Below are 25,054 nucleotides of genomic sequence, written 5' to 3'. Positions count from 1 at the left end.
TCGATTCAATATTCGCTTCTCTTACATAAGGAGTGTGCCAAAAGTCATGAATATGTCCGGATTAGCCGCATACTGTCTGACCCAACCCGGCGCCCGGGAAGATTACCCGTTCGGTCCGGAGCCTCTCGTGATGAAGGTGGGACCGAAGATGTTCGCCCTCCTGTCCGTCGACGAGAGCGGCCAACCGTCCATCTCGCTGAAGTGCGATCCGGAACTTGCTTATTTGCTTCGCCAGCAGTATGCCGCCGTGAAGCCGGGCTACCATCTGAACAAGCAGCACTGGAATACCGTCGTCATCGACGGGACGGTACCGTACGAGGAGCTGCGGGGGATGATCGACGATTCCTACGCGCTCGTGGCGCGTTCCTTGACCAAAGCGGACAAGGAAAAGCTCGGCCTGATTCGTTAGCCGCTGCCCGATTTGTCCAGACACAGCTGCTAAGACGTAGGAGCCCAGCCTTTATTCAGAGGTTGAATACCGCTGCATGAACGGCAGCTTTCTTGTGAACGGAGGGTGGGTTCAACGTGCGGCTGTAGAAGACAGTAAGAGTTGTTTACGCGAGACTGTCGATTAAATGTGTAGAAGTGTTATCTGGCCGTTCCAAGTGAAAAGTTGCCTTCTTCTGCTCAGACAGGTTGTCCGGAATCCCTTTATTTTAATGGAATGTAAGGTTTGGGATTCCAGACAAAACTCGCCAGACGGCAATCTTTTCACTTTCCACTCGGTTGTTCCTAATGAATCGACAGTCTCGTTTGCACCCGCTATTTTCGGCATATTCGAAAGTCGGGGGCGGATAAAGGCGGTTTGCATCCCTTATTTCAATAGGGTCTCCCCTTTTCGCATATATTAGCAGCTCCAAACCGCCTCTATTTCTCCATCCAACACCACTTTTGCGAAAATAAGAGGTACAAACCGCTTATATCCGCCCATCAGACGGATGTCTGCCGCTCCCGCCTCCCCGGCCGTCAGACGGATGTCTATCGCTCCCATCTCCCCGGCCGTCAAGACTCGGGCTGGAAATGCTCCATGCCCAGCTTCTGGCCCCTCAGCTCGGACGGTGAACAGCCATGCCATTTCTTGAACTGTCTGGAGAAATGGAACGGGTCGGCGAATCCGACGGAAGCCGCGATCTGACCGATCGTCAGCGGTTCGCCCAGCAACTGCCTGGCCCGCTCCATGCGAAGCTTAAGCAAATACTGCGCAGGGCTCTGCCCCGTCGTTTTTTTGAACATCCTCGACAAATAGGCGCGGTGGTAGCCGGTTTCCTTCGCCAGCTCGTCCATCGAAACCGGCCTGTGGTACTGAAGCGCCAAATAGCGGGCCGCATGTTCCATCCTCCGGCTCGTCTCCGCCTCCACCAGCCGCCCCCTGCTTCCATCCCCTTCCCATTGATCCGTCTTGCGATCGGCCCATTCTCCGAAAACAAGTCTCAGGTTGGCTCCCGCCTTCAGATCGCAGCCCGGTCCGCCAGTGCGGAGCGCATCCTGAACCCGCCAGAACAAAACGTTCGCGCGCCGGGTCCCTCCTCCCTCCAAAACCGGCCAATCCGGCTCGACGCCAAGCTCTCTTAGCCGGTAATCGACCTCCGTTCCCCGAAACCCGATCCAGCGGTAACTCCATGGCTCCGTCTCATCCGATACATACCCCGCCAGCTCTCCCGGGTAAATGAAAAAGCAGTCTCCCGCCTTCAACTCCCGGCGTGTGCCCCTTGAAGTCAAGCTCCCTTTCCCCGATACGACCAGATGGACGAGGTGATAGCCGAGTACGTGGGGCCCGACCTGGTGGAGCGGCGGCGTCCGGTTGTTTCCGGCGAACAGCACCGTTATTTCCCCGTTTCCGGCAAAAGGATTAATCGTCACGCCGTGCAGTTCCGGTCTCATCAAACGACCTCCTTGTCCGCTTCTCCCCTAATGGCTTTATTGTACTACGGAAGCTTTCTTTCGTGCAGTCCGCCGCATCCCGCCAACCTCCCCTTTCCCTTCACTTCCCTCCATCCGCATGTCGAAGCACGCGTCTTAGCAAGTTACAAAAACCTATGCGAAGGTCATCTTTCTCTATGGCCGCCACGTTTCGCCTGATCTATGATTCGTACTAGAATCCAACCAATGCCTTGCAGACCAAGTGTAAAAGAAGGGGAGCGGCGATATGGAACTTAAACAAACGATCGATTTCGGCAAAGCGTCCATCAAGGTAATCGGGGCAGACCGGACTTACAGCGAGGGCAAGACGACGATCCGCAGCCCGGGGAGCCCGGGGAGCACGACGATCCGGCGCTGGGAGACGGTAACGGTTACGTTAAAGCAGGACGAGGAGGGCATCTGCAGCGTCTCGATCGCCAATAGCGGGGACGAGGCGTTCCGGCTCCAGCGGGTCTGTATCGAGTGGACGGCCGGACAGTTTACCCCCCGGCTGGACAGCCGGGATTACATCCAGCTGTACCACTCGCGGGACTTTTCCAAACTATCGGGCGTCCGTCCCGTACACCGTCCGAACGATTGGTCCGATCCGGCGGATGCTTCGGGTATGGTCACGGTATTGTCGAAGCGGCAAGACGGCACCGCACTGCTGATCGGCGCCCTGCCACCTTACGGGGACTGTTTTGCCGACTTTCCCCTGCTGCACGACAAGCCGCACCGGGACGGAAGCTTCGGGTTCGGCATCCATCTGCAATCCCCGAGGCGGCTCGCTCCCGGACAGGAAGAAACGCTCGCCCATCTGGCCGCGCTGGAAGGCGTGGACGGAGCGGAGCTGCTTGAGCGGTACGGTGAGCTGATCCGCAGCCGTCTGTCCGGAATGATCCGGGGTCTCCCCCGAATCATCGGATGGAACACGTGGGATTATTATGCCGGAGCCGTCCGGCAAAGCGACATAACCGATAACGCGGCCGTCGCCCGGACGCAGTTCGGTGACGCGCTTCGTTATTTCGTTGTGGACGAGGGCTATGAGTGCCAATGGGGAGTCTGGGAAAGCGGCTGGAAGTTTCCGGACGGATTGAACGGACTTTGCGCAAACATCCGGGAAAACGGCTACGAGCCCGGCATCTGGACCGCTCCGCTTATGGTCAACGTGTATACGCCGCTGTACCGGCAGCACCCGGACTGGTTCGTCGGGGACGGACAGGGCAATCCTTACTTGACCCAGATGGGATACGGCACGATGGCTCAGCTCGATATAACCCGCCCCGGCGCTGCAGCGCACATCCGGGATGTGTACACTCGTCTGCACGCGAACGGGTTTACGTATTTCAAATGCGATTTCACGCAAATGCTGCTGGGCGCTTCATCGTTCGCAAGCGGAGACCTCTCGCATGCAGGCATGCTGCGCAAACTGTTCCTGACGATCCGGGAGGCGATCGGAGACGACGCCTACCTGCTCGCCTGCGGCGCGCCTTACGAAGCAGCGGCCGGCATTGCGGACGCGCACCGGACGACCGGCGATATTCACAATTACTGGAGCCATATCCGCCAAAACATCCGATCGATGTTGGCCCGGTGGTGGATGCAGGGAACACTTGGCAATACGGACCCCGACTTCGCGATCGTCCGCTGCGGCGATACGACCGACGACACGCTGCTGAACCGCAGGCAGAAGCTTCAGCCGTGGAAAGCCGGGGGCAATTGGGGCACCGGCCGCGAGATGAATCTGGAGGAGGCGAAAACGCTGCTGCTCGCCTGCCTGGTGACCGGGGGCGATCTGGTGCTCGGAGACGCGCTGGGGAAACTCAATGCCGAAGGAACGGCGCTGCTTCGCCGCATGCTGGACATTCCCGTCGAACGTGGCCAACCGCTCAACCTGTTCCGACCGGACGGAGACGACTTGCCGATCGTGGTCGCAGATAGCGGCGGCGGCAAGCTGATCGCCCTCTTCAACCTGAGCGACGACTATCTGGAGCAGTCTATCCCGGAAGCGGTGTTCCCGCACTCAGGTACGGGAGTGGAACTATGGAGCGGCCGGGAAGAAGCGCTTCCTTCCAGCGGCGTCGTGCCTCTAGCCCCTCGCAGCGCGAAGGCTTGGCTGATCCGGCCGGGCGCTCCATAGACGGCAACGGCAGGTCCATTCATTCTTTTGGTGATAGGCGCATGCACAAACGCCGGCTGCAGTTAATTGTTTCTGCCTGCCTGCACAGCGCAATGCAGTCCGTCCGGCTAGTAACTTCGGAACACGTCGTCGATGCGGTCTTAGCGGAAGGTTTAGTTCCGTTATCGCGGACAGCGGACGTTCCAACGGACAATAGCGGAAGCATCGCTTCCGCTATTTGTGCATATGACGCCGCTTTAAGCGTTTTTCCCCGAAATAGCGGAAGTATTCCTTCCGGTTTCCCCGCTTAAACGGCATTTCCGAACGAATAGCGGAAGCTATTCTTCCGCTAAGGAAATCCGTAACGCTTGGCGCGATCTATACTCATCCAAGCCCCTGCCGGACAACCGGCTCAGCGGCGCAGGTTCCACTCGTCGCTGCCGTATTTCTCGGCGCTAAGCTGCGCAGCCAGCTCCCGCTCGTACTCCGTCAGCTCGCCCTCCACCAGACGGATGCCGAGTCCTTCGGCGATCCCTTCGCGGAAGGCGGCTTCCGCTTCCTCATACGTAACGGGCTGCCTCCCCATCCCGCGACAGATGTCGCCGATCGCTACCGCTTTCGTATGGAACGACGTCATCAACCGTTCCTTGATCCGGTCGCTGGAGAAACGAAGCAGCGAGAACAGCTGATCCACGTCCATCTCGAGCAGGATCGAGCCGTGCTGCAAAATAACGCCTCTGGATCGCGTTTGCGCGCTCCCAGCGATTTTCCGGCCTTCGACGACGAGCTCGTACCAGGAAGGCGAATCGAAGCAGGCGGCCGAACCGGCCGTTGACGTATATTTCGCCTTTTCCTCCGGCATGCCGAGGTTCACCATCTCCGCCCGCAGATCCAGTCTCCGGAAGCCTTGCACCAGCCCCTCGCTAAGCACGCGGTACGCCTCGTTAACCGTAGTCGGCATGTCCGGGTATTCCTCGGAGACGATCATGCTGTACGTCAGCTCGCGGTCGTGCAGGACGGCGCGTCCCCCCGTCGGTCTCCGGACGAAACCGATCCCTTGCCGCTGCACCTCCGCCAGATCGATCTCGTCCTCCGCCTTTTGAAAATATCCGATCGACAGCGTCGCCGGGTTCCATCCGTAAAACCGCACTGTCGGAGGCGCCTTCCCTTCGCTGTGCGCGGTCAGCATCGCCTCGTCAATCGCCATATTATCAGCCGGCGATCTTAGTCCGGACCGGATCAATCTCCATACGTTGTCTTTCATCGTCCATCCCCCTGCTCCACCTTGATCGCAACAATCGATACAACAAAAGGAGCCCCGCAGCTCATAGAGGCGGAGACTCCCTGTACATGACTAGCTGTTCGATTTTATCGTACTCCATTTCGAAAGGAATTACAAAACGTGATTCCCTTCAGTCGTTGAGAAGCGCTTATCCGCACGTGCAGTTCAGGACCGGCTTGCGTGCCGCCTGCGTTTCGTCCAGACGTTTCACAACGGTCGTATATGGCGCATTCACGACAAGATCCGGCGTTTCCTCGGCTTCCTTGGCGATCTGAATCATCGTATCGATGAACCCGTCGAGCGTTTCTTTGCTTTCCGTTTCCGTCGGCTCGATCATGATGCACTCTTCGACGTTAAGCGGGAAGTAGATGGTCGGCGGATGATAGCCGAAGTCGAGCAGCCGCTTGGCGATATCGAGCGTGCGGACGCCGAGTTTTTTCTGGCGTTTGCCGGACATGACGAACTCGTGCTTGCACGCTCTGTCGAACGGCACGTCGTAATAAGGCGCGAGCCGTTTCATCATATAGTTGGCGTTCAGTACCGCATTTTCGGACACTTGACGCAGCCCTTCGCCGCCCAGCGTGCGAATGTACGTATACGCACGAACGAGGATGCCGAAGTTGCCGTAAAACGCTTTGACCCGGCCGATCGACGACGGATCTCCCGCTTCGAGGAAGTACGTGCCGTCCGCTCTGCGCGCTACGTTCGGCGCCGGCAGGAACGGGATCAGCTTCTGCTTCACGCCGACCGGACCTGCGCCGGGACCGCCGCCGCCGTGAGGCGTACTCATCGTTTTATGCAAATTCAGGTGAACGACGTCAAAGCCCATGTCGCCCGGACGCGCGATCCCCAGAATCGCGTTTGAATTGGCGCCGTCGTAATACAACAGCCCGCCCGCTTCGTGAACGATGCGTGCGATCTCGACGATCTGCTCCTCGAACAAGCCGAGCGTGTTCGGATTCGTCAGCATAAGCGCCGCCGTATCCGTTCCTACCGCTGCGCGGAGCGCATTCAGATCGACCAGTCCCCGGTCGTCGGACTTGATCGTAACCGTCTCGAATCCGGCGACCGTAGCGCTGGCCGGGTTCGTGCCGTGCGAGGAGTCCGGTACGATGACCTTGGACCGTTTCTCTCCGCGGCTTTCGTGGTAAGCGCGGATCATCATCAGACCGGTCCATTCGCCGTGCGCGCCGGCGGCCGGCTGCAGCGTCACTTTATCCATGCCGGTAATTTCCGCCAGATCGTTTTGCAGCGTATAGAGCAGCTCGAGAGCGCCCTGCACCGATTCCTCCGGCTGGTACGGATGGATTTTCGCGATTCCCGGGAACCGCGCTACGTCCTCGTTAATTTTCGGATTATATTTCATCGTACAGGAACCGAGCGGGTAGAAGCCGTTGTCGATGCCGAAATTCCGGCGGGACAACGCGGTGTAGTGACGGATCACGTCGACCTCGTACACTTCCGGCAGCTCGGCCTGCTTCGTGCGAAGATGCTTTTGCGGGATCAACTGCTCCAGCGGCGTCTCCGGCACGTCGCAATCCGGCAGCGAATAGCCGACCCGGCCCGGTTTGCTGAGTTCGAAAATAAGCGCCTTATCGTGTTTGACCGGCTGGGCGTTTGCGCTTTGCTCTGCGCTCACCGGTGTTGTCGTTTCCGTTTGGCTAGTCGTTGTCATACCAGCTCCTCCAATCTGTCGGCAAACTGTCCGATTTCTTCTTTCGTACGCTGTTCCGTTACGGCGATCAGCATGTGGCCCTTCAGCTCGGGATAGTCGCGGCCGAGATCGTAGCCGCCGATCATGCCGTGCTCCAGCAGCTTCGAGTTAATCGCCGTCAGGTCGGCCTGCTCGCCCAGGTTTACGACAAATTCGTTAAAGAAGGGCGAGGCGAACGCCAATTCGATTCCTTGGCGGGAGCCGATTTCATTTGCAGCGTAATGCGCTTTTTGCACGTTCAATTGGGCCACGTCGACAATCCCCTGCTTGCCCATAGTCGACAAATAAACGGAGGCGCACAAAGCGAGAAGCGCCTGGTTGGAGCAAATGTTGGACGTCGCCTTCTCGCGGCGGATATGCTGCTCGCGAGCCTGCAGCGTCAGCACGAAGCCGCGCTTGCCGTCGCGGTCGACCGTCTGGCCGACGATCCGGCCCGGCATCCGCCGCATCCACGCTTCCGCTACCGCAAAGTAACCGCAGGACGGGCCGCCGAACGAAGCCGGAATGCCGAACGGCTGCGTGTCACCGACGACGATGTCCGCGCCGAGACGTCCCGGAGCCTCGAGCAAGCCGAGCGTCAGCGGGTTGCTGCTGACGACGAGCAGGCCGCCCGCGCCATGAATGACCGGCTCGATCGCGGCGATATCTTCGATGCAGCCGAAGAAGTTCGGCGACTGCACGATGACGGCTGCCGTATCGCTGTCGACGGAAGAAGCGAGCTGTTCCATGTCCGTCAATCCGTCCTTGAAGCCTACTTCGACGACTTCGAGATTCAAGCCACGCGCGGTCGTGTTCAAGATGTTGCGGGCTTCCGGATGCACCGCGCGGGAGACGACGATCTTGCGTCGCTTCGTCGCGCCGTGAGCCAAAGCTCCTGCTTCCGCAAGCGCCGTGGCGCCGTCATACATGGAAGCGTTCGCGACCTTCATACCGGTCAGCTCGCATATATACGATTGAAATTCGAAGATCGCCTGCAATTCCCCTTGCGAAATTTCCGGCTGATACGGGGTGTATGCCGTATAAAACTCGGAACGGGAGATGACGTGATTGACGACTACCGGCAGATGATGGTCATACATACCGGCTCCCAGAAAGCTTGCATAACGGTCGAAATCGGCGTTTTTGCCGGACAATTGGCGCATATGGCGAAGCATCGCCTGTTCGTTCAGCTGCTCGGAAATATTCAGCGTTCCCTGGAAGCGCACGCTGGCCGGGATATCGGCAAACAACTCGTCGACGCTTGCGACGCCGACAGCCGCCAGCATGTCCGTGCGGTCCTGCTCGGTCATCGGTAAGTATCGATGTTTCATGGATGATAGCTCCTTTATAGCGAATTGGACAGGGCCGGCTCTCGGGGCCGGCAGCCTGATCCGTTTCGGAATGATATTTTATGAAGGGATCGCGTCCGCTCCGGCGGCGCGTTTCATTGCGATCTTACTGTTTCGGCCGTTTGTAGAACGGGGTCGGCACCACTTTCGCCTTCAGCTTTTTGCCGCGAATCTCGACGAACAGCTCGGTATCAATCGCCGCATGGGACGTCTCGATCAGCGCCAATCCGACATTGCGTTTGAAGGTCGGAGACTGGGTACCGGTCGTCACTTCGCCGATCTGCCGGCCGTCTGCCGAATATACCGGATAATGCGACCGCGGAATGCCCCGGTCGATCATCTCGATTCCGACCGATTTGCGCGGCAAGCCTTGTTCCTTCTGGGCGGCGAGTGCTTCTCTTCCGATAAAATCGCCTTTGCCCAGCTTCACGAAAAAGCCGAGTCCCGCCTCAAGCGGGCTAATGTCTGCGGACAGCTCCTGGCCGTATAGCGGCAGACGCGCTTCGAAACGCAGCGTGTCGCGGGCGCCGAGACCGATCGGCTCGAGCCCTTCCTCCTGCCCGGCTTCCAGCAGTTGCTCCCACAGACGGATCACGTCGCGGGCGCTGACATACAGCTCGAAACCGTCCTCGCCCGTATATCCCGTACGGGATACGAGTGCATGGATGCCGCCGACGTTCACATCCGGCAGGAAACGGAAGCTGTTTAGCTCCGCCACGGGACTGTCCGTCAGCTTAGATAAAATCGAAGATGACCGTGGACCTTGCAGGGCAAGAAGCGACGTGTCGTCCGATACGTTTTCCAGCTTGACGTTCCCTTCCAGATGCTCGCTGAGCCAAGCAAAATCTTTGTCGATGTTCGAGGCGTTCACGACAAGCATAAACCGGTCTCCGGCCAGCTTGTAAATGATCAAGTCGTCAACGACGCCGCCATTCGGGTAGCACAGCAAGCTGTACAGCGCCTGATTCGTCTCCATCTTGGACACGTCGTTCGTCGTCATCTTCTGCAAAAACGCTTCGGCGTCCGAACCGGTTACCCAAAACTCGCCCATGTGCGACACATCGAACAAGCCGGCCCGCTGGCGCACCGCTTCATGCTCGGTTTGAATGCCGCCGAATTGCACCGGCAAGTCCCATCCGCCGAAATCGATCGTTTTGGCGCCGTGTTTCGTATAAATCGGGTACAACGGGGTTTGCTTCAAAGTCGTCATACGCTCACCTCAATCGACATTATCGTGTTTCCGCCCCGGACCGCCGGTATGGCAAAGTCGCGGGTGCTGCCCGCCGGCTTCGCCAGTCCGCTGGACCAGCCGCTCCAAGGCAAGGTTTTGGCTAGGTTTCCACTTCGCGGCGACTTTCAGTCGAAGCAACGCAAAAAGGACAAAGCAAAACGAAGCACGCTTACCGCTTCCAGGTAGCCTGCGTCCTTTTGCCCTGTCCTTGTACCTGAGAGTTCCCCGTGCGGCCTACTGCTTCCATCCTGCTGCCGCAAAGTTACCCCTTGGGTGGTCCGCTTCCGTCGCCAAGCACTTTTGCTATCCACGCTTGTAGGCTTACAGAACGAACACTCTCCAGAGTTGCGTCCGGGTCAAGTCCTTTTGCCTGAGAGATTCACCGCATGCGCGGCTTACTCCTTCGGCGCCGCCGTCCCGCCGCCCGCCGGTTCCGGACCGGTGTCCGAACCTGACGGTGCATACGCCCGGCAATCTCTCCTTGAACCTTCATCCGCCATATCCGATTGTTTCATACCTACATCATTCTACATGATTCGAGCCGATCGGGGAAGGGGATATTTTCCGAAATTCGGGCATAATCCGAAAATAACATTTGGTTTTTTGCGAAATGTACGTTTTTTCTATGTTTTTCAACCTGTTTTTAGACGGAATCCGTTTCTTTTACGTCCATTTTTTATTACCCCCCTTCGGGAAGCGAACCTTGCCACTGCCCACACTTCTCAACGCCCGATCCGTCCTTGCGATCATTTCCAGCATGAATGGACGAGGCGCCATCGTCTCCGTTCTCCCTTGGTTGCTCAACCGCATTTCGTTCTCTTTCCGTTATTGTACTCCCCTCCTCCCTCTTTTGCTTCCAAAAACAACACATGCACGCGCCTCCTAGGCTTCCGGACGCCATCTATTTTCGAACTTGCGGCCGTTCACGAACCCGGCATTTGCGGCTTGCAGCCGATCCGCTTCCCTGCGCGCTTCGCCACCGGCCAATTCACCTTCTGCGTTATGTTTCCTCCCAAATTGGTTAATACTAGCCTATATTCCCTGGGAAGTCCCGCTCCCGATCGGGAACCGGAGATCGATATCCGGCACAGGCCGGCAGAGCAAGGAGGACACCCGAATGAATACGCCATCAACGGAGCATATCCGCAGTCTGAACGAACATCTGAATATTCATTTCGACCGTTCCTGGTATGACGATCTGGAAGCGAGGATGCGCAAAAACGGTCCGTGGGACGACTGGACGATGTTCCAGCTCGCCTACGAGGCCGAACAGTCCGGTCTGATTTCCAGCTTCGACGACCTCCAGTGTCTGGCCCATATTCCGCAGCTGAAGCCGCTGACTCACCAGATCGACACCGCCAAAAAAGTACTGTACGAGATGAGAGGCCGCGCCATTCTCGCCGACGAGGTCGGACTCGGCAAGACGATCGAAGCCGGACTGATCATTAAAGAATATTTGATCCGCGGGCTCGTGCGCAAGGTGCTCATTCTCGTCCCGGCCTCGCTCGTGCTGCAATGGGTGCGCGAGCTGAACCAGAAGTTCGGCATCTCGGCCGTCGCCCAGAAAAAAGAGTACATGTGGACGCAGTACGACGTCGTCGTCGCCTCCATGGATACGGCAAAGCGCGATCCGCACCGGGACATCGTGCTGAATCAGGAATACGATATGCTGATCGTCGACGAAGCGCACAAGCTGAAAAACAAAAAAACGTCGAACTATAAATTTGTAATCGAGCTGCGCAAAAAGTATTGTCTGCTGCTGACCGCGACCCCGGTGCAGAACGATCTCGGCGAGCTATACAACCTCATTACGCTCCTGAAGCCTGGCCAGCTCGGCGGACAAGGGCAATTCGCCGCCAACTTCGTCGTCGACAAGCGGATGCCGAAAAATGAGGACAAGCTCCAGGAGGAGCTGTCCAAGGTGATGATCCGCAACCGGAGGGGCGACGGCGACATCGAGTTTACGAAGCGGATCGTCAAAAACATCCCGCTTCGGCTGTCCCCCGAGGAGCAGGCGCTGTACGACGGAGTTTGCGACTTCGTACGCGGCCGCTATGCGGATGCGCAGGGCGATATCGGCAGCATGCTGTCGCTCGTCACCTTGCAGCGGGAAGTGTGCAGCAGCCGGGACGCCGTATTTCTCACCCTCGTCAATCTGTTCAAGAAAACGGCGGAAGATTCTCCGCTCCGCCCGAAAATATGGGAGCTCGTCGAGCTGATCAAGAGCATCCAGGCGAATACGAAAGCCGAAAAAACGTTGGAGCTCATTCAGGACATCGGCGACAAGGCGATTATTTTTACCGAATACCGCGCCTCCCAGGAATATTTGATGAATTACTTGAAGGAACGGAACATTACGGCCGTCCCTTACCGGGGCGGGATGAACCGGGGCAAAAAAGACTGGATGATGGATCTGTTCCGCAACCGCGCTCAAGTGATGGTGGCGACGGAAGCCGGGGGCGAAGGGATCAACCTGCAATTTTGCCACAACATCGTCAATTTCGATCTGCCATGGAACCCGATGCGGGTCGAGCAGCGGATCGGCCGCGTTCACCGGCTCGGGCAGAAGGAAAACGTAAATATTTTCAACCTGTCGACAATCGGTACGATCGAAGAGCATATCCTCTCGTTGCTGCATGAGAAAATCAATATGTTCGAGCTGGTAATCGGCGGCCTGGACACCATTCTCGAACGATTCGAGAAAAAGACGTCGCTCGAGTCGAGTTTATTTAAAATGTGGGCGGAAGCGAAAACGGAAGACGAGATACGGCGCCAGCTCGACCAGATGGGCAGCTCGTTCCGTACCGTCCGGGACGAAGTGGAGCAAGAACGCGGGGAACGCGCGCCCATCCGCACCATCCTGAACGCGGTCGGCCAGACGGTTACACCCGAAGCGGAGGCAAGCCATTGAACACCAAGCAGATTCAGAAATTTACGCTCCGATATTTGGAGGCGACCGGCTGTCACATTATCGAGAAACATCCGGCCTACGTCACGGTCAAGCTGTCTCCCGAAGCGGACAAAAAGCTGACCAACCGCCCCTATTACTGGGGGTTTGTCGAACGTACCGGAGCGCCGCCCGAGACGATGACGTTCACGTTCGTCTTCGATCCGGAGAAACTTCAGGCCGAGACCGAAGCGGCGAAAGCCCGGCAGGACGCCGCGGACGCCAAAGCAGGGGCTGCGCCGCAAACCGGCCCCGTCGTGCTCGGCCCTTCGGGGCAGCCGCTCGCCGGTCAAGCGGGCGCGGACTCGATTCTCGGCCGCTATTTCGGGGTCACCCCTTCCCCCGGAACGTTCGGGCCGGGCCGTATCCCGAGAGATGAAGTGACATACGGCAGCCGGAGATTGATGCAGCTGTTCGACGTGGTCAAAGCGTGCGGCCAGACCGTTCAGCTGTTCGAGGACCCGGGGACCGCCCTGCGGGGAGGAGCGGGCTCCTCCGGTTATGCTTCGTATCTGAACATCAATGTGAAGGTCGAGCTGGCTTGCGATATGAAACGCGACGAGCTCCATTCCTTCGGCATCGATCTGGCCACGGGAGAGCTGACGGATCATTTCTATGAGAAGGTCGCCGGCCGCAAGCTGACTCCCCGTCTCCCTCCGAACGTATACATCGCCCGTCCCGTCATTACGATCACCCGGGCGAGAACGATCGTGGAGCTTCATCTGGAGAAGATGCTGAAACGGTACGATCACGGCTGGGCAGCTGATGCGAACGACAGGCTAAGCGATGAATTCGCCCGGGTGGACCGGTATTACGAGGACGCCCTGAAAGGCCTTGAGGAGGAGCCGCGAATGCAAGCGGAGGAGCAGTGGAAGCGCCGCCGGGAAGAAATTGACTGGCAGTATCGCCCCCGGATCGCCGTGTCGGTCGTCAGCGGCGGATTATTCCATCTCGCGCGGTAGGGAAACGGCACGAACTGACGAATCCCGCTAAAACTTCTCAAAAAAACAACCGTAAAAAATCGGCGGGGCTGACAGGAAGCAACAACATTTTTTAGTCATATTCGTTACAATGGGGACATAGAAATACGATACACCGCCCTCGCCTAAACCGTTTGTCCCCTAAATCCCAATACGGCAGGTGATGACGATGTACTACCGGTGGAAACTCGGAGCGGCGGCGCTTACTCTGGCTGCGGCCATGCTGCTCGGCGGCGCTTTCGAAAGCGCGGCGTTGCAGCAATTGGAAACGCATTCGCAGGCTCCCTCCCAAGACCCGGCAGACGTACCGGTTCAGGCACAGTCCGAAACCGCTTATCCGCCCGGGATCACAAGCGGGGATACGGACCTTGCGGCGCAGCTCGATCCTCAGATCGAACAATGGATTCGCACTTTGTCCGCTCAGGACGAATTCAAGAGCTGGCAATCCGCCCGCTGGACCCGGCATCCGCTCGGAGCCGGCATGCACGGCTGGCTTGTGCTGATTGAGAAAGACGGAACCGAAGTCGGTTATCTGATCGTCAGCGCTGCCGAGAACGGCGAACTGAAGCTGACCGAATACGGAGCCGGCGAGAACCCCCTTTTCAGTATGCGAACGCTGTACCGCTCCATGGTGCAGCTTGAACTTATCGATTCTGCTATGGATATGACCGCCTGGCACCAATCTTCGTCTCTCCCGGAGCGAATCTACTACAGCCCGCTGCATGCAGTGTGGAAAGTCGCTAACGGGGACGGATGGATGTATATCGATGCCAAAACCGGCGAACAGTTGCCGCTAACCGAACAAAGCTTTACTTCGCTTACTCCGTACGGAGCCGAAACGGCCATCGGCCAAACAACCGGATTCTCATCCCGTTCCATCCGGCTCCAAACGTTCGATCCTTTTGATAACACCCACTGGCTGACGGAACCGCCTCTTCAGCTGCAATCGGTACAGCCGCTGCTAGGCGCCCTCGCGGACGGATATCCGCCCGTCACCTTCTCGGCTAACCTGTACGGCCGGACCGTGCTCGCTCCGTTCGCCGTTACCGGGTTCCAGGAATCGGCTTCCGGCTCCGCTTATATCCGGCTCGAGCAGGAAGGCGGCCGTTATGTCCCGTTCGACGCCCTGATCGCTTACGGCACGTTTCATCAGCGGCCGGACGCGGATGCAACCTAACTTTCGGTATTTCTCCTCCTCTTCCCATATCAAACACCCCATTTACTATCCGTTTACGGATCGGGGTGTTCTTTTTATGTTCTCGCGGAAACACGATTCGGGCTACTGCCGAAATAACAACAGCGGCAGACCGGACTTAGGGATAAGTCCAAATCTGCCGCCGTATTGGGCCTGATATTGCCGCCATCTGCCGGGTTGTTCTCTGAAAGCTGCTGTCGGACTGGCGCGGCCGATGGTCGTTTGACCGTTTAGCCGTTTAGCCATCCGAAGCCTTCCAAGGCTGCTACGAATCGTGCGGGGACGTTTTCTGCCGCTGCGCCTTACGTTCGCGACGGCGTTTCCACCATATGGCTATCGAAAGAGGAATCATGCCGAACCAACGGACGTGCCACGGCATCCTCGTGCTTTTATGCAAAATTCGCTGTTCCTTCCGCACTTCAGGCGGCGTATCCATGTAAGCGACGACCCGCTCCGTCAAATACTTGATGTAATCTTCCGTTTTGCTGGCGATGGTCGCTTCGCACCTCCCGGACGCGGATGTTTTGCGGCTGGTACAAGCCGGGGGCTGAAAACCGGCACGCTGCCCCATCGAATCCCTATTTCGCTTAAGCCTCGGCTGCAAGCCTCCGGAAGAATCCGGACCAAAGAGCTGGTTAGGCAGAGCAAAACTTTAGAGACGCATGGTGTGCGTGACAGGTTCCGGGACCGCTGCACGGATTACGCAGCTCCCTTCCCGGCTCCCGCTTGATCGAATCGCCGTATCGCCTGACGTCCGTTCTTTATTATTTCCATATTTTCACTGTTCTATACGCATTGAACCCTGAACTCTGAACCCTGGCCCCTTTTACTTAGGCTGATCCTTCGCCTGCTTCGCTTTCGTAAGCTCCGTCTGTCCTCTCTCCTGAATCGCCTGGATGGCATCGTCGACCGATTTCTTGCCTTCCATCACTTCCTTAAACTCCAACTCGGCGTGCGGATACAGCTGGCTCATGAACGTTTGCGGAAGTTTGGCCATCGATCTGTTATAAGCGGCCGAATTGCCCTTAATTTTGTAGAAAGCTTCGACGTTGCGTCCTTCCGGATCTTGGAAATATTCGCTTCGAGTTGTGACGGACCCTGTCATCGACGACGATTTGGACATCACCCGGGCATACTCGGCATCGTTGATGTATTTCACGAATTCCCATGCGGCCCTCAGGTTGGGGGACTGCGAATTTATTGCAAAAATCTGGCCGATGTTAAAGGAAGACGGGCTTCCTTCCGGATTGTTCGGATCTACCGGAATCGTCACAAGGTCCCATTGCGGCGCATCGTCCTTAAGTGCGGTCTTGGCCTGCTTCAAGCTTTCCATATAATAAGTCCCGCTGAGCATCATCGCGACCTTCCCGCCGATAAACGGCTCCTGCTTGTAATATTCCTCCATGGAACCGCCGCGAAATTGCTGGTTCGGATTCGGCCGGTAAATCGCGTTCGACTTGTAGCTGTCCAGCGCAAGCTGCGCCGCCTTCTTCCAGCCGTCGGTATTCATCGTCATCGTAAGCGTGTCCGGATCGGCGAAGCTGAGCCCCTTGGTCGAACCGATCATCATCGCGAAACGGAATACACTGTCCAGATTGCCCAGACTGAAGCCGTATACCCGGCTGGAATCGTCTCCCGTCGTCGGGAAACGTCTGGCAAGCTCAAGCAGCTCCTCCCAGCTCATCTCGTCTTTGGGAAGCGGTACGCCGTGACGCTCGAACAGCGTTTTGTTGTAAAACAGCGCCTGTGAATTGAAGTTAGGGGCCAACCCGTACAGCTTGCCGCCGCTGTAAGTCTTGATCGTGTCCAGCACCCCCGGCATGATGCCGGCCAGGTCGAATTTGTCCTGCTTGATGACCGATTCGAGTTCATACAGCTTGCCCTTCTCCACCATACGCTCATACAGATCGGGAGTCAGCATCAGCACGTCCGGGTTATGTTCCTCGATAAATTTCTCGAACTCGGCGTTAACATCCGTGTCCGGTCCATACGTAATTGCCCCTTGGGTAGACGCTACCTGGATTTCGATATTCGGATGTTTCGCATAAAATAATAGTCCGTATTGTTGATTGAAAATTCTTTCGTCCCAAGTGCTCATCACCTTGATGGTCGCCTTCTCGTCTTTGCCGAGAGCTTTCAGCTTCGGCTCGGCATCACCACCGCCCCCCATGTTGCACCCGGCCATCAGGAGCGCCGCTGCGGACCATGAGGCGATTCCGCTAACCAGTCGTCGCTTCAATTCCTTTCCCTCCACCTTTCTTCCCTTTCGGATCAGATCTATGTTTCCGTTTTCGTAGATGAATAGGTTTAGAGTATCAAGATTGCACCTCAAAATCAATTATTTTCCAAATAAAATGGTAAATTACTTGAGTGGAAGATTAATAGCTGTAAAGAGTGAGGACCGGCTAAGACTGCACCGATTCATCCTGGCGGGTCAATTGTCAGGTTGGCTGATGCTTATAGGTGTCGGGGGTTGACGACTGGCAGATATTATATGGCGGCAGTTGCGTGCGGAGGTCCCCCGCTGCGAGCACAGGGTGTTTCCGGTAACAGGCGGGAGATGGCATGTGGGTTAGGTGGTACCCGTGGGCTAGGTGCGCAGTGGCTTATAAACCCTAATGGAAGGTCGCCTTTTGCTGGATGCACCGGCGGACTGTCCCCCGGTTGTACCAATTAGAATTAGAAGCGGTTTGCAACTCTTATTGTACGCGAAACGATCTGTTATTGCGGATTAAGAGCGGTTTGCAACTCTTATTTCCACTGAAACGGTTGAAAATACGTCTAGCCGCGCATAATACGAGCTGCAAACCGCTCTTATTGTTGGGTCAAAGCGCCCGCTTGTCCAAATAGCAGGTACAAACCGCTCTTATACGCGGCGCGGTCGCTAGCTTGCTGCTGCCCTTACGGTCCAAAAGCCCTGACAGCATCAGGAGATGCCGGCAGGGCTTTAACGGTCAACTAGAGGCTGTCGATTCAATGTGTAGAAGTGTTAGCAGGCCGTTTCAAGTGAAAAGTTACCTTCTTCTGCTCAAACAGATTGTCCTGAATCCCTAGATTGAATAAGGATTGTAAGGTAGGGGATTCCAGACAAAACTCGCCAGAAGGTAATCTTTTCCTTTCCACTTGGTTGTCCACATTGAACCGACAGCCTCAACTACCATCTTAGGTTGTGCCGCTCCCATGCTCAGAGACGCAACTGCGCAGTGCCGGAGGCGGTCATGTGCAAAACGCCGATCGAGCAAGCAGATACCCGTGCTTAATACAACTCGGCAAGCGCCGGATACAGCTTGACGTATTTGGCGTATTTGCGTTCGTATGCCGCCGCGTTCGCTTCGTCCGGGACATACGTCACGCTCGGCCGCGTATGCAGCACACGTCTCGTGAAGTCCGCATAGCTGTCCGCCCAGCCGAGCCGTACAAACCCGGCGGAGGCGCAGCCGAGCGCGGGCAAATATTGCGCGTCGCCCGGAACGGATACTTCGGCGCCGCATACATCCGCAAAGATGCGGCACCACGTATCGCTGCGGCTGCCGCCGCCGATTAAGGTAAGCCGCTCCGGCAGACGGCCGCCGGACAAAATCTCCATCACCTGCCGCATCGCCAAAGCGACTCCTTCGAGCACGGCGCAGCCCATCTCCGCCCGCGTCGTCGTCGTCCGCAGTCCGACGAAGCTGCCGCTGGCCGACGCATCTTGCACGGGACACCGTTCCCCGTTCAGATACGGCAGGAACAACACCTCGCCCGCCGCCCGGTCGAACGAAGCCGCCTCCCTCTCGAAGGCGGCATACGCGTCCTGCCCCTCATCCCCGCCCCCGAATACGGACACCGCCCATTTGTGGGCGTTGCCCGCATTCATCAGCGGCGCTATCGCGATCAGCAGTCCGCGCTCGGCGTGCGCCAGATGAAACAGCCCGTCCGCATGATGGCCGGGCCGCTCCACCGAAGCGGCAACCCATCCGGTCGTCCCAAGGTAGACGTACATATCGCCGTGCTCCGCCACTCCGGCACCGAGCGTGGATGCGCCCGCATCCCCGATGCCGCACAGCACCGGCGTCCCGGCGGCGAATCCGGTCAGCGCAGCCGCTTCCGCATGCACTTCGCCGGCGATGTCGTCCGTCGCCAGCAGGTCGGGCAGCTTGGCCGGGTCCAGCCCGAGCCGCTCGAGCCAGTCGCTTCGCCACGTCCGGCCTGACAGTTCCATCAAACCTGCCGTCGCCGCCGAGGTCGGATCGGTGACGTTGCGTCCGGTGAGCCGGCGGATCACATAATCTTTGGAGCTGAACAAAATCCGGTCGGAAGCGGTCATGAGCTCGGGCTCCCGCTCCTTCATCCAGAGCAGCTTCGCCAGCGGTATCGAACCGTCCATATGGTTGCCGGTTACTTCGCGGATCGTTGCTTCTCCGAGCTCGCAAGCGATCCGCTCGGCCTGCTCAGCCGCGCGCGTATCCGAATACAAGATAGCGGGCCGGACGGGTAATCCGTCCGCGCCCACCGGGATGACATCCTGCATCTGTCCGCTCATGGCGATGATCCGGACCTGCTCGGGGCGGACGCCCGCAGCCCACCAGCTTTGGGCGATCGAAGCGACCGCCTCCAGCCATTGCTCCGGATGCTGCTCGACCGTCCGCTGATCGCGGGCGGCCGGATCGCCTTTGCCGAACAACGTCTCCACCGGAACTTCGGCTTCGTAATCCAGCCGGCCGTCCCGCCCGACCAGCGTTCCTTTGCAGCCGGTCGTCCCGATATCGAAGGAAGCGATATATTCGTTCAGGTGCATCGCTACATCCCAGCCTTTCGCTTCGTCTCCATCTTCATGTCGGCGATAAGACGATACAAATAATCGAGCTCGCCCTGCTCGCATCTGGCTACGAGAGCCGTTCCTACGACGGCTCCGTCGAAGCCGCTCTCGACCGCTTCCCGGACTTTTTGAACGGAGCGGAGACCGAAGCCGGCGACGACGAGCGCGTCCGTATGACGGCGGACTTTGCCGTACAGCGTGTTCAGATTGCCGAGCTCCGCCAGCGGATTGCCGGTCGAGCCCCGGTACGTCTGCGCATAAACAACCGTCGCTCCGTCCGTCGCGTCCGCCAACTGCTCCTCGCTCATGCCCGAGTGGGCGAAGCGGATCACATCGATGCCGCTCCCCAGCGACTCCAGCTCGGCGCTCACTTCACGCTGCTCGGCCAAACTGCAGTCAGGCAGAACCAGCGCGTCGATCAGACGCCGCTCGGCCAGCATCCGGTGAAGACCGGCTCCGACCAGCTCCGACCGGTAGCCCATCGCCCAGATCGGCGCACTGACTCGCTCCCGCAGCTCCGTCCAATACGATTCCGGCAGCATCCCGCCATCAGAATCCGGATTGCCCAGCGCCCGCCGGTGTCCGCGGCGGATGATCTCCCCGTCCAGCTTCGGCATCGAGCTGGGCACCCCGATCTCCAGGATGTCGACGCCCGCGGCAACGATTCCTTCCGCGATCTCGAGGGAACGATCCAGATCCGGATCTCCGGCGACCACATAGCCGATGAGCAACGCTTCGCCAGCGGACGAAGCTTTCCGCCACGCGTCGGTGTTATTCTGGTTGATAAACGCCGCTCCTGAACGATTCAACGTCCGCCACGCCCTAACCGCTGGACGATCACCGCAGCGATGACGATACATCCCGTGATGACGTCCTGCATGAACGTCGGCACCTCGAGTATCGTAAGACCGTTCGCCAAAATCCCGATGATCGCAGCTCCGATAAACGTTCCCCATATGTTCGGAACGCCTTCCTTAAAAGCCGTCATTCCTAAAAATGCCGCCGCATAAGCGGGCAAAAACAATCCGGCGCCCCCGGTAGGATGAGCCGAGCCGAGACGCGAAGCCATCAGCACGCCCGTTAGGGCGGCCAGCATCGCGCACAGCGCAAACGCGATGTTTTTGTTGCGGGCAACGCCTACCCCGGCAATCCGCGATGCCGCTTCGTTTCCGCCGATCGCATACAGCCTGCGGCCGAACGCGCTGTTATTCATCACATGCCAGAACAAAATACTGATCAGCAACATGATAAGCGACAGCAGCGGCAGTCCGAACCACTCCGACTGGCCGACGGTGCCGAACGATTCCGGAATGTTCTCGAACACAGTTGCCCCGCCCGTAAGCCAGAACGTAAACCCGCCGAGTATCGTACCCATCGCAAGCGTAGTAACAAAGGAGAGGACGCGGAAACGGGTAACGAGAAATCCGTTGACATACCCGATCGCGAATGCGATCAGCATCGGAGCTATCAGGGCGACCCAGATCGGAACGCCTGCAACCGCCATTTTCGCGGCAACAACGCCGCCTAGGCTGGCCATCGCGCCTACCGAAAGGTCGAACTCACCGACCGACATTACGATGGTGGCGCCGATCCCGATAATAACAAGAAACGAGATTTGTCTGCTTATATTAACTGCATTGCCCCAAGTAGCAAACGAGTCCGGACTAAGCACACTGAAGACGATAATGATCAGCAGCCCCGCAATCGCGGTGCCGTACGTGCGCATCAGTTTGCCGAACGAAAAGGCGTTACGCTTAGCGGCAGCCGCAGCAATCGGCCCGCCGGAATTAGACTGATCCATGCTTGGGCTCACTTCCTTTCTCGTGGTTGTAGATCAGCTTAAGCACATCTTCGGGACGGACTCCGTCGTTCGGAAGCTCCGCGATCGTCTCGCCGCCGTGCATAAGGACGATCCGGTCGGCGATCTCCAGCACTTCCTGCAAATCCGACGAGACAAACAACACACCGCGTCCGTTATCGGCCTGGTCGCGCAGCAGACGATGAATCTCCTCGCGAGTCATCACGTCGACGGCCTGCGTCGGCTCATCGCACAGAAACAGCTTCGGCTCGCTCATCAGCGCCTTGGCGAACACGACCTTCTGTTGATTGCCCCCGCTCAGCTCGCCCACCGGCTGCTCCGCTCCGGCCGCCTTAACATTCATCGAAGTCATCCAGCGAGAGACGCTTGACCGCTCCGCTCTGGCACGGATTCGGACTCCGTCGGAAAACGAGTTCAGCACCGGCAGCGTCATGTTCTCGCGGATCGTCATGCCCATAATAAGCGCATGACCGCGACGGTCTTCCGGGATCAGGACGATCCCGCGGTTAAGCGATTTCTTAGGCGCCGGCTTCTGTACCCGCTCCCCGGCTACAGCCAGCTCGCCAGCCGACAGCGAGCGCAAGCCGTAAACCGCTTCCAATAGTTCCGTACGGCCCGCTCCCGCCAGACCGAACAGCCCGACGACTTCCCCGCCGCGCACTTCCAGACTGGCCCGTTTCACTCTGCCGTCGGCCGTAGCTATGCCGGCCGCCCGCAAAATAACCGGCCCAGCCGTTGCAGCCGATGACCGGCGCGGAGCCGCCTGTACGGAGCCGTCTCCGGCCGGCTTCGCCTTGCCATCCGTCATCAGCTCGATCAGCTTGTCCCGCGTAGCTTCCTGCTTCGTTAACGTTCCGGCGAGCTTGCCGTTACGCAGCACCGTAATCCGGTCGGACAACCGGAAGATTTCATCCATCCGGTGCGAGACGTACACGATTGCCGTTCCTTGCGACTGCAGTCTGCCGATGAGCGAAAACAGCAGCTCGGCCTCGCGGTCGGTCAGCGCCGCCGTCGGTTCGTCTAGAATTAACAAACGGCATTCGAGCATCATCGCCCGCAAAATTTCGAGCATCGTCCGCTCCGGAGGCGACATATCGCTGGCCGGCACGTCGAGGGGCACTTCGATGCCGAGCCGGGCGGCCGTCTGGCTCGCCCTCTCGCGCATTTCTCCCCACCGTACCCCGAGACCGAAAGGCCGCTTCGGATACGGAAGCCCCAGATATAAATTTTCAAGTCCCGTAAAAGCCGGAACGAGCTGACGGTCCTGATGGATGACATTGATGCCCAGCTCGCGTGCGGATTTCGGGTCAGGCACGGTTACCTGCTTCCCTTGCCACGACAGCTCGCCGCCGTCCGGCTTGTATACGCCTGTTACGATTTTGATAAACGTCGATTTGCCGGCACCGTTCTCGCCTACGAGCGCGTGCACTTCGCCAGGCTCGATGGCCAGCGATACGCCCGACAGCGCGTAATGCGCGCCAAACCGTTTATCGATCCCTCTTGCTTCAAGCAAGGCCACGCGCATCTCCCCCTAACTTATTTGCCTTTCGTAATAAGCGAAGCGGGCGCATACATTTCTTTGTCCTTCACCGGCTGGCCGCTAAATACGTTGCCGATCTGCTCAACGACAATATCCGCCATACCCGAGAAGTTTTGCTTGATCGTCGCTACGATCGGAGAACCTTTCTGAATCATATCGATCGCCTGACTCGTTCCGTCGATCCCGGTTACGATAATATTTTTGCGGCCCGCCGCTTCGATTGCCTGAGCGGCTCCGATTGCGGCTTCGTCCCAGCCCGTCCATACGGCTGTAATCGAGCCTTCGTCTTTATTGGCCAGCAGCAAGCTTTCCATTTGCTTGCGCGCGTTTTCGATCGGACCCGGAACTTGAACCTGCTGCTCGGTGATAACTTTAATGTTCGGGTTTTGCTTCAGCATTTCGTCCAGAAGCTGGGTTCTTGCCAGAACGCCCGGATGCGGACGGTGAGTCAGCACGACCAGGTTGCCTTTGTTGCCCATCTGTGCAAACAAATGCTCCGTAATTGCTTTAGCCATCGCTTTATTGTCGCTCGTTGCATTCATGGTCATGCCTTCAATGTAGCCGGAGTCGCTTCCGAATACCGGAATTTTAGCGTCAGCCGCTTTTTTGATTTGGGCTTTGAGTTGATTCGGATCGGTGCTGACGATAACAAACGCATCGACCTTGGAAGTAATCAAATCTTCCATCCGGCTCGCCAGTTGGCCCATATCGCCTTTCGTATCGACAACGTTCGCCTTCCAGTTTTTCTCCGTCATGCCTTTTTTCAGCTTTTCAACCATTTCATTCGTCGTTACCGAAGAGAGGTACGGTGTCAGGATCGCGACCGTCTTCTGTTTCCCTTCCGGCTTCGCACCGCTTTCGCCGCCGGTTTCGCTTCCTGCCTTGGAGCAAGCCCCGAGGATAAGCGTCAATATTATGGCTGCCATTACGAAACGGACTTTTTTCATATTCGTACAACTCCCCTTTTCGGATCTCGAATAAATGTCGGGCCGGGTTCTCCGCCCGTCATAGTTTAACCGGATGCTCGTTATGCCACTTCAATACCAGCTTGGCCGTCTCCATATCGGTGATCAGTACGTCGATCCAGCGGCCGCGCAGCGTCGCGCATATCGCCGGCACTTTCTCCTCGCCGCTTGCAATCGCAATTACATTAGGCACCTTGCGAAGTTCGCCTGCCGTCATCCCGATCATCCGCTGTTCGAGGTCGTAGGGCACCAGCTTGCCGTTTTCGTCCAGGAAGGAAGTGCAGTAACTCGCCACCGCTCCCAGACTGCGTACGTTTTCGATGTCGCTTTTGCTGAAGTATCCGGATTGGACGATCGTCGCCTGCTCCGAAACTTGTCCGATTCCGACCAGCGCAATATTCGTTTGGCCGGCCATCCGGAAAACGTCGGCAATCTCCGGTTCGCTGACGAACACGTCTCTCGCTTCCTTCGAAGCGACGACTGCCGGAGCGTTAAGCAGCCGATATTTCGACTTCAGCTTTTCCGCAAGCGAACGGGCGTTGGAGTTGGCATGCCACGGCGCCCCTTCGGAACCCCAGCCTCCGACCAACGGAACGAACTGCAGTCCTTTGCGCTGAACGAAACCGATTTCATTTCCAATAGCGGCAATGCTTCGTCCCGCCATCACACCAACGATATCATGATCCTTCAAGGCCGATTCAAGCAGCGCGCTGCCCGCACGGGCCAGTTGGGTCTCGATCGTTCTCGGATCGGCATCCGGGACGTTCAAAACGCTTACATCGTGAATGCCGAACGTCTCGGCGATCGCCCGTTCGTACTGCTGCTCCTCCGAGTAAGGATTCTTGATCTTGATCTGCACGATGCCTGCGGCTCTCGCCATGCTTAACATCCGGCTTACTTGCGGTCTCGATATGCCTAACCGGTCTGCGATTTCCTGCTGGTTCAACCCGTCGTTGTAATACAGGTTGCTGACCTTGACGAGCAGCCGGGTTCTCTCCTCTCCAATATCGCTCACGCGCTCACCTCCATCCTGCCATAGTTTATTCGGGTGAACATATGTTCAGTGAAGTAATTATGTTCAATGCCAGTATAGTAGGCTTGTCGAAAAAAAGCAACAACTATTTTATTATCCTGCAGAAAATCGTCGAATTATGTGCAAAACACGAAATTATGCGACTAATAACCTATGATTTATTTCCCTGGAAATAAAGAAAGCTTGTTTTCGAGTGTCAGTTCT

At 57.6% G+C, this 25,054-nt stretch carries 19 protein-coding genes and 1 riboswitch; of the genes, 5 read left to right on the top strand and 14 right to left on the bottom strand.

What is annotated here, in order from left to right; all coding sequences use genetic code 11:
* Window positions 1-46: 46 nt before the first annotated feature.
* Complete coding sequence (locus tag AC3Y2E_RS17045) at window positions 47-409, top strand: MmcQ/YjbR family DNA-binding protein (RefSeq protein ID WP_379212389.1); 363 nt, start codon at window positions 47-49, stop codon at window positions 407-409.
* A 438-nt stretch (window positions 410-847) separates the two neighbouring features.
* Here AC3Y2E_RS17045 and AC3Y2E_RS17040 read toward each other — a convergent pair whose 3' ends face one another.
* Entirely contained in the window at window positions 848-991 is a 144-nt protein-coding gene (locus AC3Y2E_RS17040; RefSeq protein WP_379212387.1) for a hypothetical protein, read from the bottom strand.
* An 11-nt stretch (window positions 992-1,002) separates the two neighbouring features.
* Window positions 1,003-1,881, bottom strand: coding sequence for an AraC family transcriptional regulator (locus AC3Y2E_RS17035; protein ID WP_379212385.1), 879 nt, complete (start codon window positions 1,879-1,881; stop codon window positions 1,003-1,005).
* A gap of 265 nt (window positions 1,882-2,146) precedes the next feature.
* Between AC3Y2E_RS17035 and AC3Y2E_RS17030 the strand changes: the two genes are divergently transcribed.
* Entirely contained in the window at window positions 2,147-4,039 is a 1,893-nt protein-coding gene (locus AC3Y2E_RS17030) for a glycoside hydrolase family 36 protein (RefSeq protein ID WP_379212383.1), read from the top strand.
* 391 nt (window positions 4,040-4,430) lie between these two features.
* Here the strand turns inward: AC3Y2E_RS17030 and AC3Y2E_RS17025 are convergent, their stop codons facing one another.
* The 4 genes from AC3Y2E_RS17025 to gcvT form a co-directional block, all read right to left on the bottom strand.
* Window positions 4,431-5,282, bottom strand: a complete 852-nt coding sequence (locus AC3Y2E_RS17025; protein ID WP_379212381.1) for a lipoate--protein ligase family protein — start codon at window positions 5,280-5,282, stop codon at window positions 4,431-4,433.
* Between the two features lie 166 nt (window positions 5,283-5,448).
* Window positions 5,449-6,975, bottom strand: a complete 1,527-nt coding sequence (gcvPB, locus tag AC3Y2E_RS17020; RefSeq protein ID WP_379212379.1) for an aminomethyl-transferring glycine dehydrogenase subunit GcvPB — start codon at window positions 6,973-6,975, stop codon at window positions 5,449-5,451.
* Window positions 6,972-8,324 carry an aminomethyl-transferring glycine dehydrogenase subunit GcvPA gene (gene gcvPA, locus AC3Y2E_RS17015; protein ID WP_379212377.1) on the bottom strand — a complete coding sequence of 451 codons (1,353 nt, stop codon included), beginning with the start codon at window positions 8,322-8,324 and terminating at the stop codon, window positions 6,972-6,974. Before gcvPA ends, gcvPB begins: the two co-directional genes overlap by 4 nt.
* 124 nt (window positions 8,325-8,448) lie before the next feature.
* Complete coding sequence (gcvT, locus tag AC3Y2E_RS17010) at window positions 8,449-9,552, bottom strand: glycine cleavage system aminomethyltransferase GcvT (protein WP_379212375.1); 1,104 nt, start codon at window positions 9,550-9,552, stop codon at window positions 8,449-8,451.
* A 369-nt stretch (window positions 9,553-9,921) separates the two neighbouring features.
* A riboswitch (glycine riboswitch) is annotated at window positions 9,922-10,066 on the bottom strand.
* A 624-nt stretch (window positions 10,067-10,690) separates the two neighbouring features.
* Here gcvT and AC3Y2E_RS17005 point away from each other — a divergent pair.
* The 3 genes from AC3Y2E_RS17005 to AC3Y2E_RS16995 all read left to right on the top strand — a co-directional run bounded on the left by AC3Y2E_RS17005 (window position 10,691) and on the right by AC3Y2E_RS16995 (window position 14,677).
* The gene (locus tag AC3Y2E_RS17005) at window positions 10,691-12,484 is read left to right on the top strand and encodes a DEAD/DEAH box helicase (protein WP_379212373.1); all 1,794 of its coding nucleotides are present in this window, start codon (window positions 10,691-10,693) and stop codon (window positions 12,482-12,484) included.
* Window positions 12,481-13,482 carry a YqhG family protein gene (locus AC3Y2E_RS17000; RefSeq protein ID WP_379212371.1) on the top strand — a complete coding sequence of 334 codons (1,002 nt, stop codon included), beginning with the start codon at window positions 12,481-12,483 and terminating at the stop codon, window positions 13,480-13,482. The genes AC3Y2E_RS17005 and AC3Y2E_RS17000 overlap by 4 nt, the downstream gene beginning before the upstream one ends.
* A gap of 187 nt (window positions 13,483-13,669) precedes the next feature.
* Window positions 13,670-14,677, top strand: a complete 1,008-nt coding sequence (locus tag AC3Y2E_RS16995; protein WP_379212369.1) for a hypothetical protein — start codon at window positions 13,670-13,672, stop codon at window positions 14,675-14,677.
* A gap of 283 nt (window positions 14,678-14,960) precedes the next feature.
* Here the strand turns inward: AC3Y2E_RS16995 and AC3Y2E_RS16990 are convergent, their stop codons facing one another.
* The 8 genes from AC3Y2E_RS16990 to AC3Y2E_RS16955 form a co-directional block, all read right to left on the bottom strand.
* A complete protein-coding gene (locus tag AC3Y2E_RS16990) occupies window positions 14,961-15,299 on the bottom strand; it encodes a YqzE family protein (RefSeq protein WP_379212367.1) in 339 nt (112 codons plus the stop codon).
* Window positions 15,300-15,521: 222 nt separating this feature from the next.
* Complete coding sequence (locus AC3Y2E_RS16985) at window positions 15,522-16,934, bottom strand: ABC transporter substrate-binding protein (protein WP_379212365.1); 1,413 nt, start codon at window positions 16,932-16,934, stop codon at window positions 15,522-15,524.
* A gap of 1,017 nt (window positions 16,935-17,951) precedes the next feature.
* The gene (locus tag AC3Y2E_RS16980) at window positions 17,952-19,472 is read right to left on the bottom strand and encodes a xylulokinase (RefSeq protein WP_379212363.1); all 1,521 of its coding nucleotides are present in this window, start codon (window positions 19,470-19,472) and stop codon (window positions 17,952-17,954) included.
* Window positions 19,473-19,474: 2 nt separating this feature from the next.
* Window positions 19,475-20,302, bottom strand: a complete 828-nt coding sequence (locus AC3Y2E_RS16975; RefSeq protein WP_190932511.1) for a tryptophan synthase subunit alpha — start codon at window positions 20,300-20,302, stop codon at window positions 19,475-19,477.
* Window positions 20,299-21,294: an ABC transporter permease gene (locus AC3Y2E_RS16970; RefSeq protein ID WP_379212360.1), complete on the bottom strand. Its 996-nt coding sequence runs from the start codon at window positions 21,292-21,294 to the stop codon at window positions 20,299-20,301. The genes AC3Y2E_RS16975 and AC3Y2E_RS16970 overlap by 4 nt, the downstream gene beginning before the upstream one ends.
* The gene (locus AC3Y2E_RS16965; RefSeq protein WP_379212358.1) at window positions 21,281-22,831 is read right to left on the bottom strand and encodes a sugar ABC transporter ATP-binding protein; all 1,551 of its coding nucleotides are present in this window, start codon (window positions 22,829-22,831) and stop codon (window positions 21,281-21,283) included. Before AC3Y2E_RS16965 ends, AC3Y2E_RS16970 begins: the two co-directional genes overlap by 14 nt.
* A 17-nt stretch (window positions 22,832-22,848) precedes the next feature.
* Window positions 22,849-23,799 carry a sugar ABC transporter substrate-binding protein gene (locus AC3Y2E_RS16960; protein ID WP_379212356.1) on the bottom strand — a complete coding sequence of 317 codons (951 nt, stop codon included), beginning with the start codon at window positions 23,797-23,799 and terminating at the stop codon, window positions 22,849-22,851.
* Window positions 23,800-23,857: 58 nt separating this feature from the next.
* Window positions 23,858-24,832, bottom strand: coding sequence for a sugar-binding transcriptional regulator (locus AC3Y2E_RS16955; RefSeq protein WP_379212354.1), 975 nt, complete (start codon window positions 24,830-24,832; stop codon window positions 23,858-23,860).
* Window positions 24,833-25,054 lie beyond the last annotated feature (222 nt).

The organism is Paenibacillus sp. MAH-35 (assembly GCF_058135425.1).
Note: the sequence above shows the minus strand (reverse complement) of the source record. Positions and strands in the feature narration are given on the sequence as shown.

Bases quoted from the DNA above. Each gene is read 5' to 3' on its own strand.
- AC3Y2E_RS17045 (WP_379212389.1), top strand. From the start codon at position 47: ATGAATATGTCCGGATTAGCCGCATACTGTCTGACCCAACCCGGCGCC.
- AC3Y2E_RS17040 (WP_379212387.1), bottom strand. From the start codon at position 991: ATGGGAGCGATAGACATCCGTCTGACGGCCGGGGAGGCGGGAGCGGCA.
- AC3Y2E_RS17035 (WP_379212385.1), bottom strand. From the start codon at position 1,881: ATGAGACCGGAACTGCACGGCGTGACGATTAATCCTTTTGCCGGAAAC.
- AC3Y2E_RS17030 (WP_379212383.1), top strand. From the start codon at position 2,147: ATGGAACTTAAACAAACGATCGATTTCGGCAAAGCGTCCATCAAGGTA.
- AC3Y2E_RS17025 (WP_379212381.1), bottom strand. From the start codon at position 5,282: ATGAAAGACAACGTATGGAGATTGATCCGGTCCGGACTAAGATCGCCG.
- gcvPB (WP_379212379.1), bottom strand. From the start codon at position 6,975: ATGACAACGACTAGCCAAACGGAAACGACAACACCGGTGAGCGCAGAG.
- gcvPA (WP_379212377.1), bottom strand. From the start codon at position 8,324: ATGAAACATCGATACTTACCGATGACCGAGCAGGACCGCACGGACATG.
- gcvT (WP_379212375.1), bottom strand. From the start codon at position 9,552: ATGACGACTTTGAAGCAAACCCCGTTGTACCCGATTTATACGAAACAC.
- AC3Y2E_RS17005 (WP_379212373.1), top strand. From the start codon at position 10,691: ATGAATACGCCATCAACGGAGCATATCCGCAGTCTGAACGAACATCTG.
- AC3Y2E_RS16995 (WP_379212369.1), top strand. From the start codon at position 13,670: ATGTACTACCGGTGGAAACTCGGAGCGGCGGCGCTTACTCTGGCTGCG.
- AC3Y2E_RS16980 (WP_379212363.1), bottom strand. From the start codon at position 19,472: ATGCACCTGAACGAATATATCGCTTCCTTCGATATCGGGACGACCGGC.
- AC3Y2E_RS16970 (WP_379212360.1), bottom strand. From the start codon at position 21,294: ATGGATCAGTCTAATTCCGGCGGGCCGATTGCTGCGGCTGCCGCTAAG.
- AC3Y2E_RS16960 (WP_379212356.1), bottom strand. From the start codon at position 23,799: ATGAAAAAAGTCCGTTTCGTAATGGCAGCCATAATATTGACGCTTATC.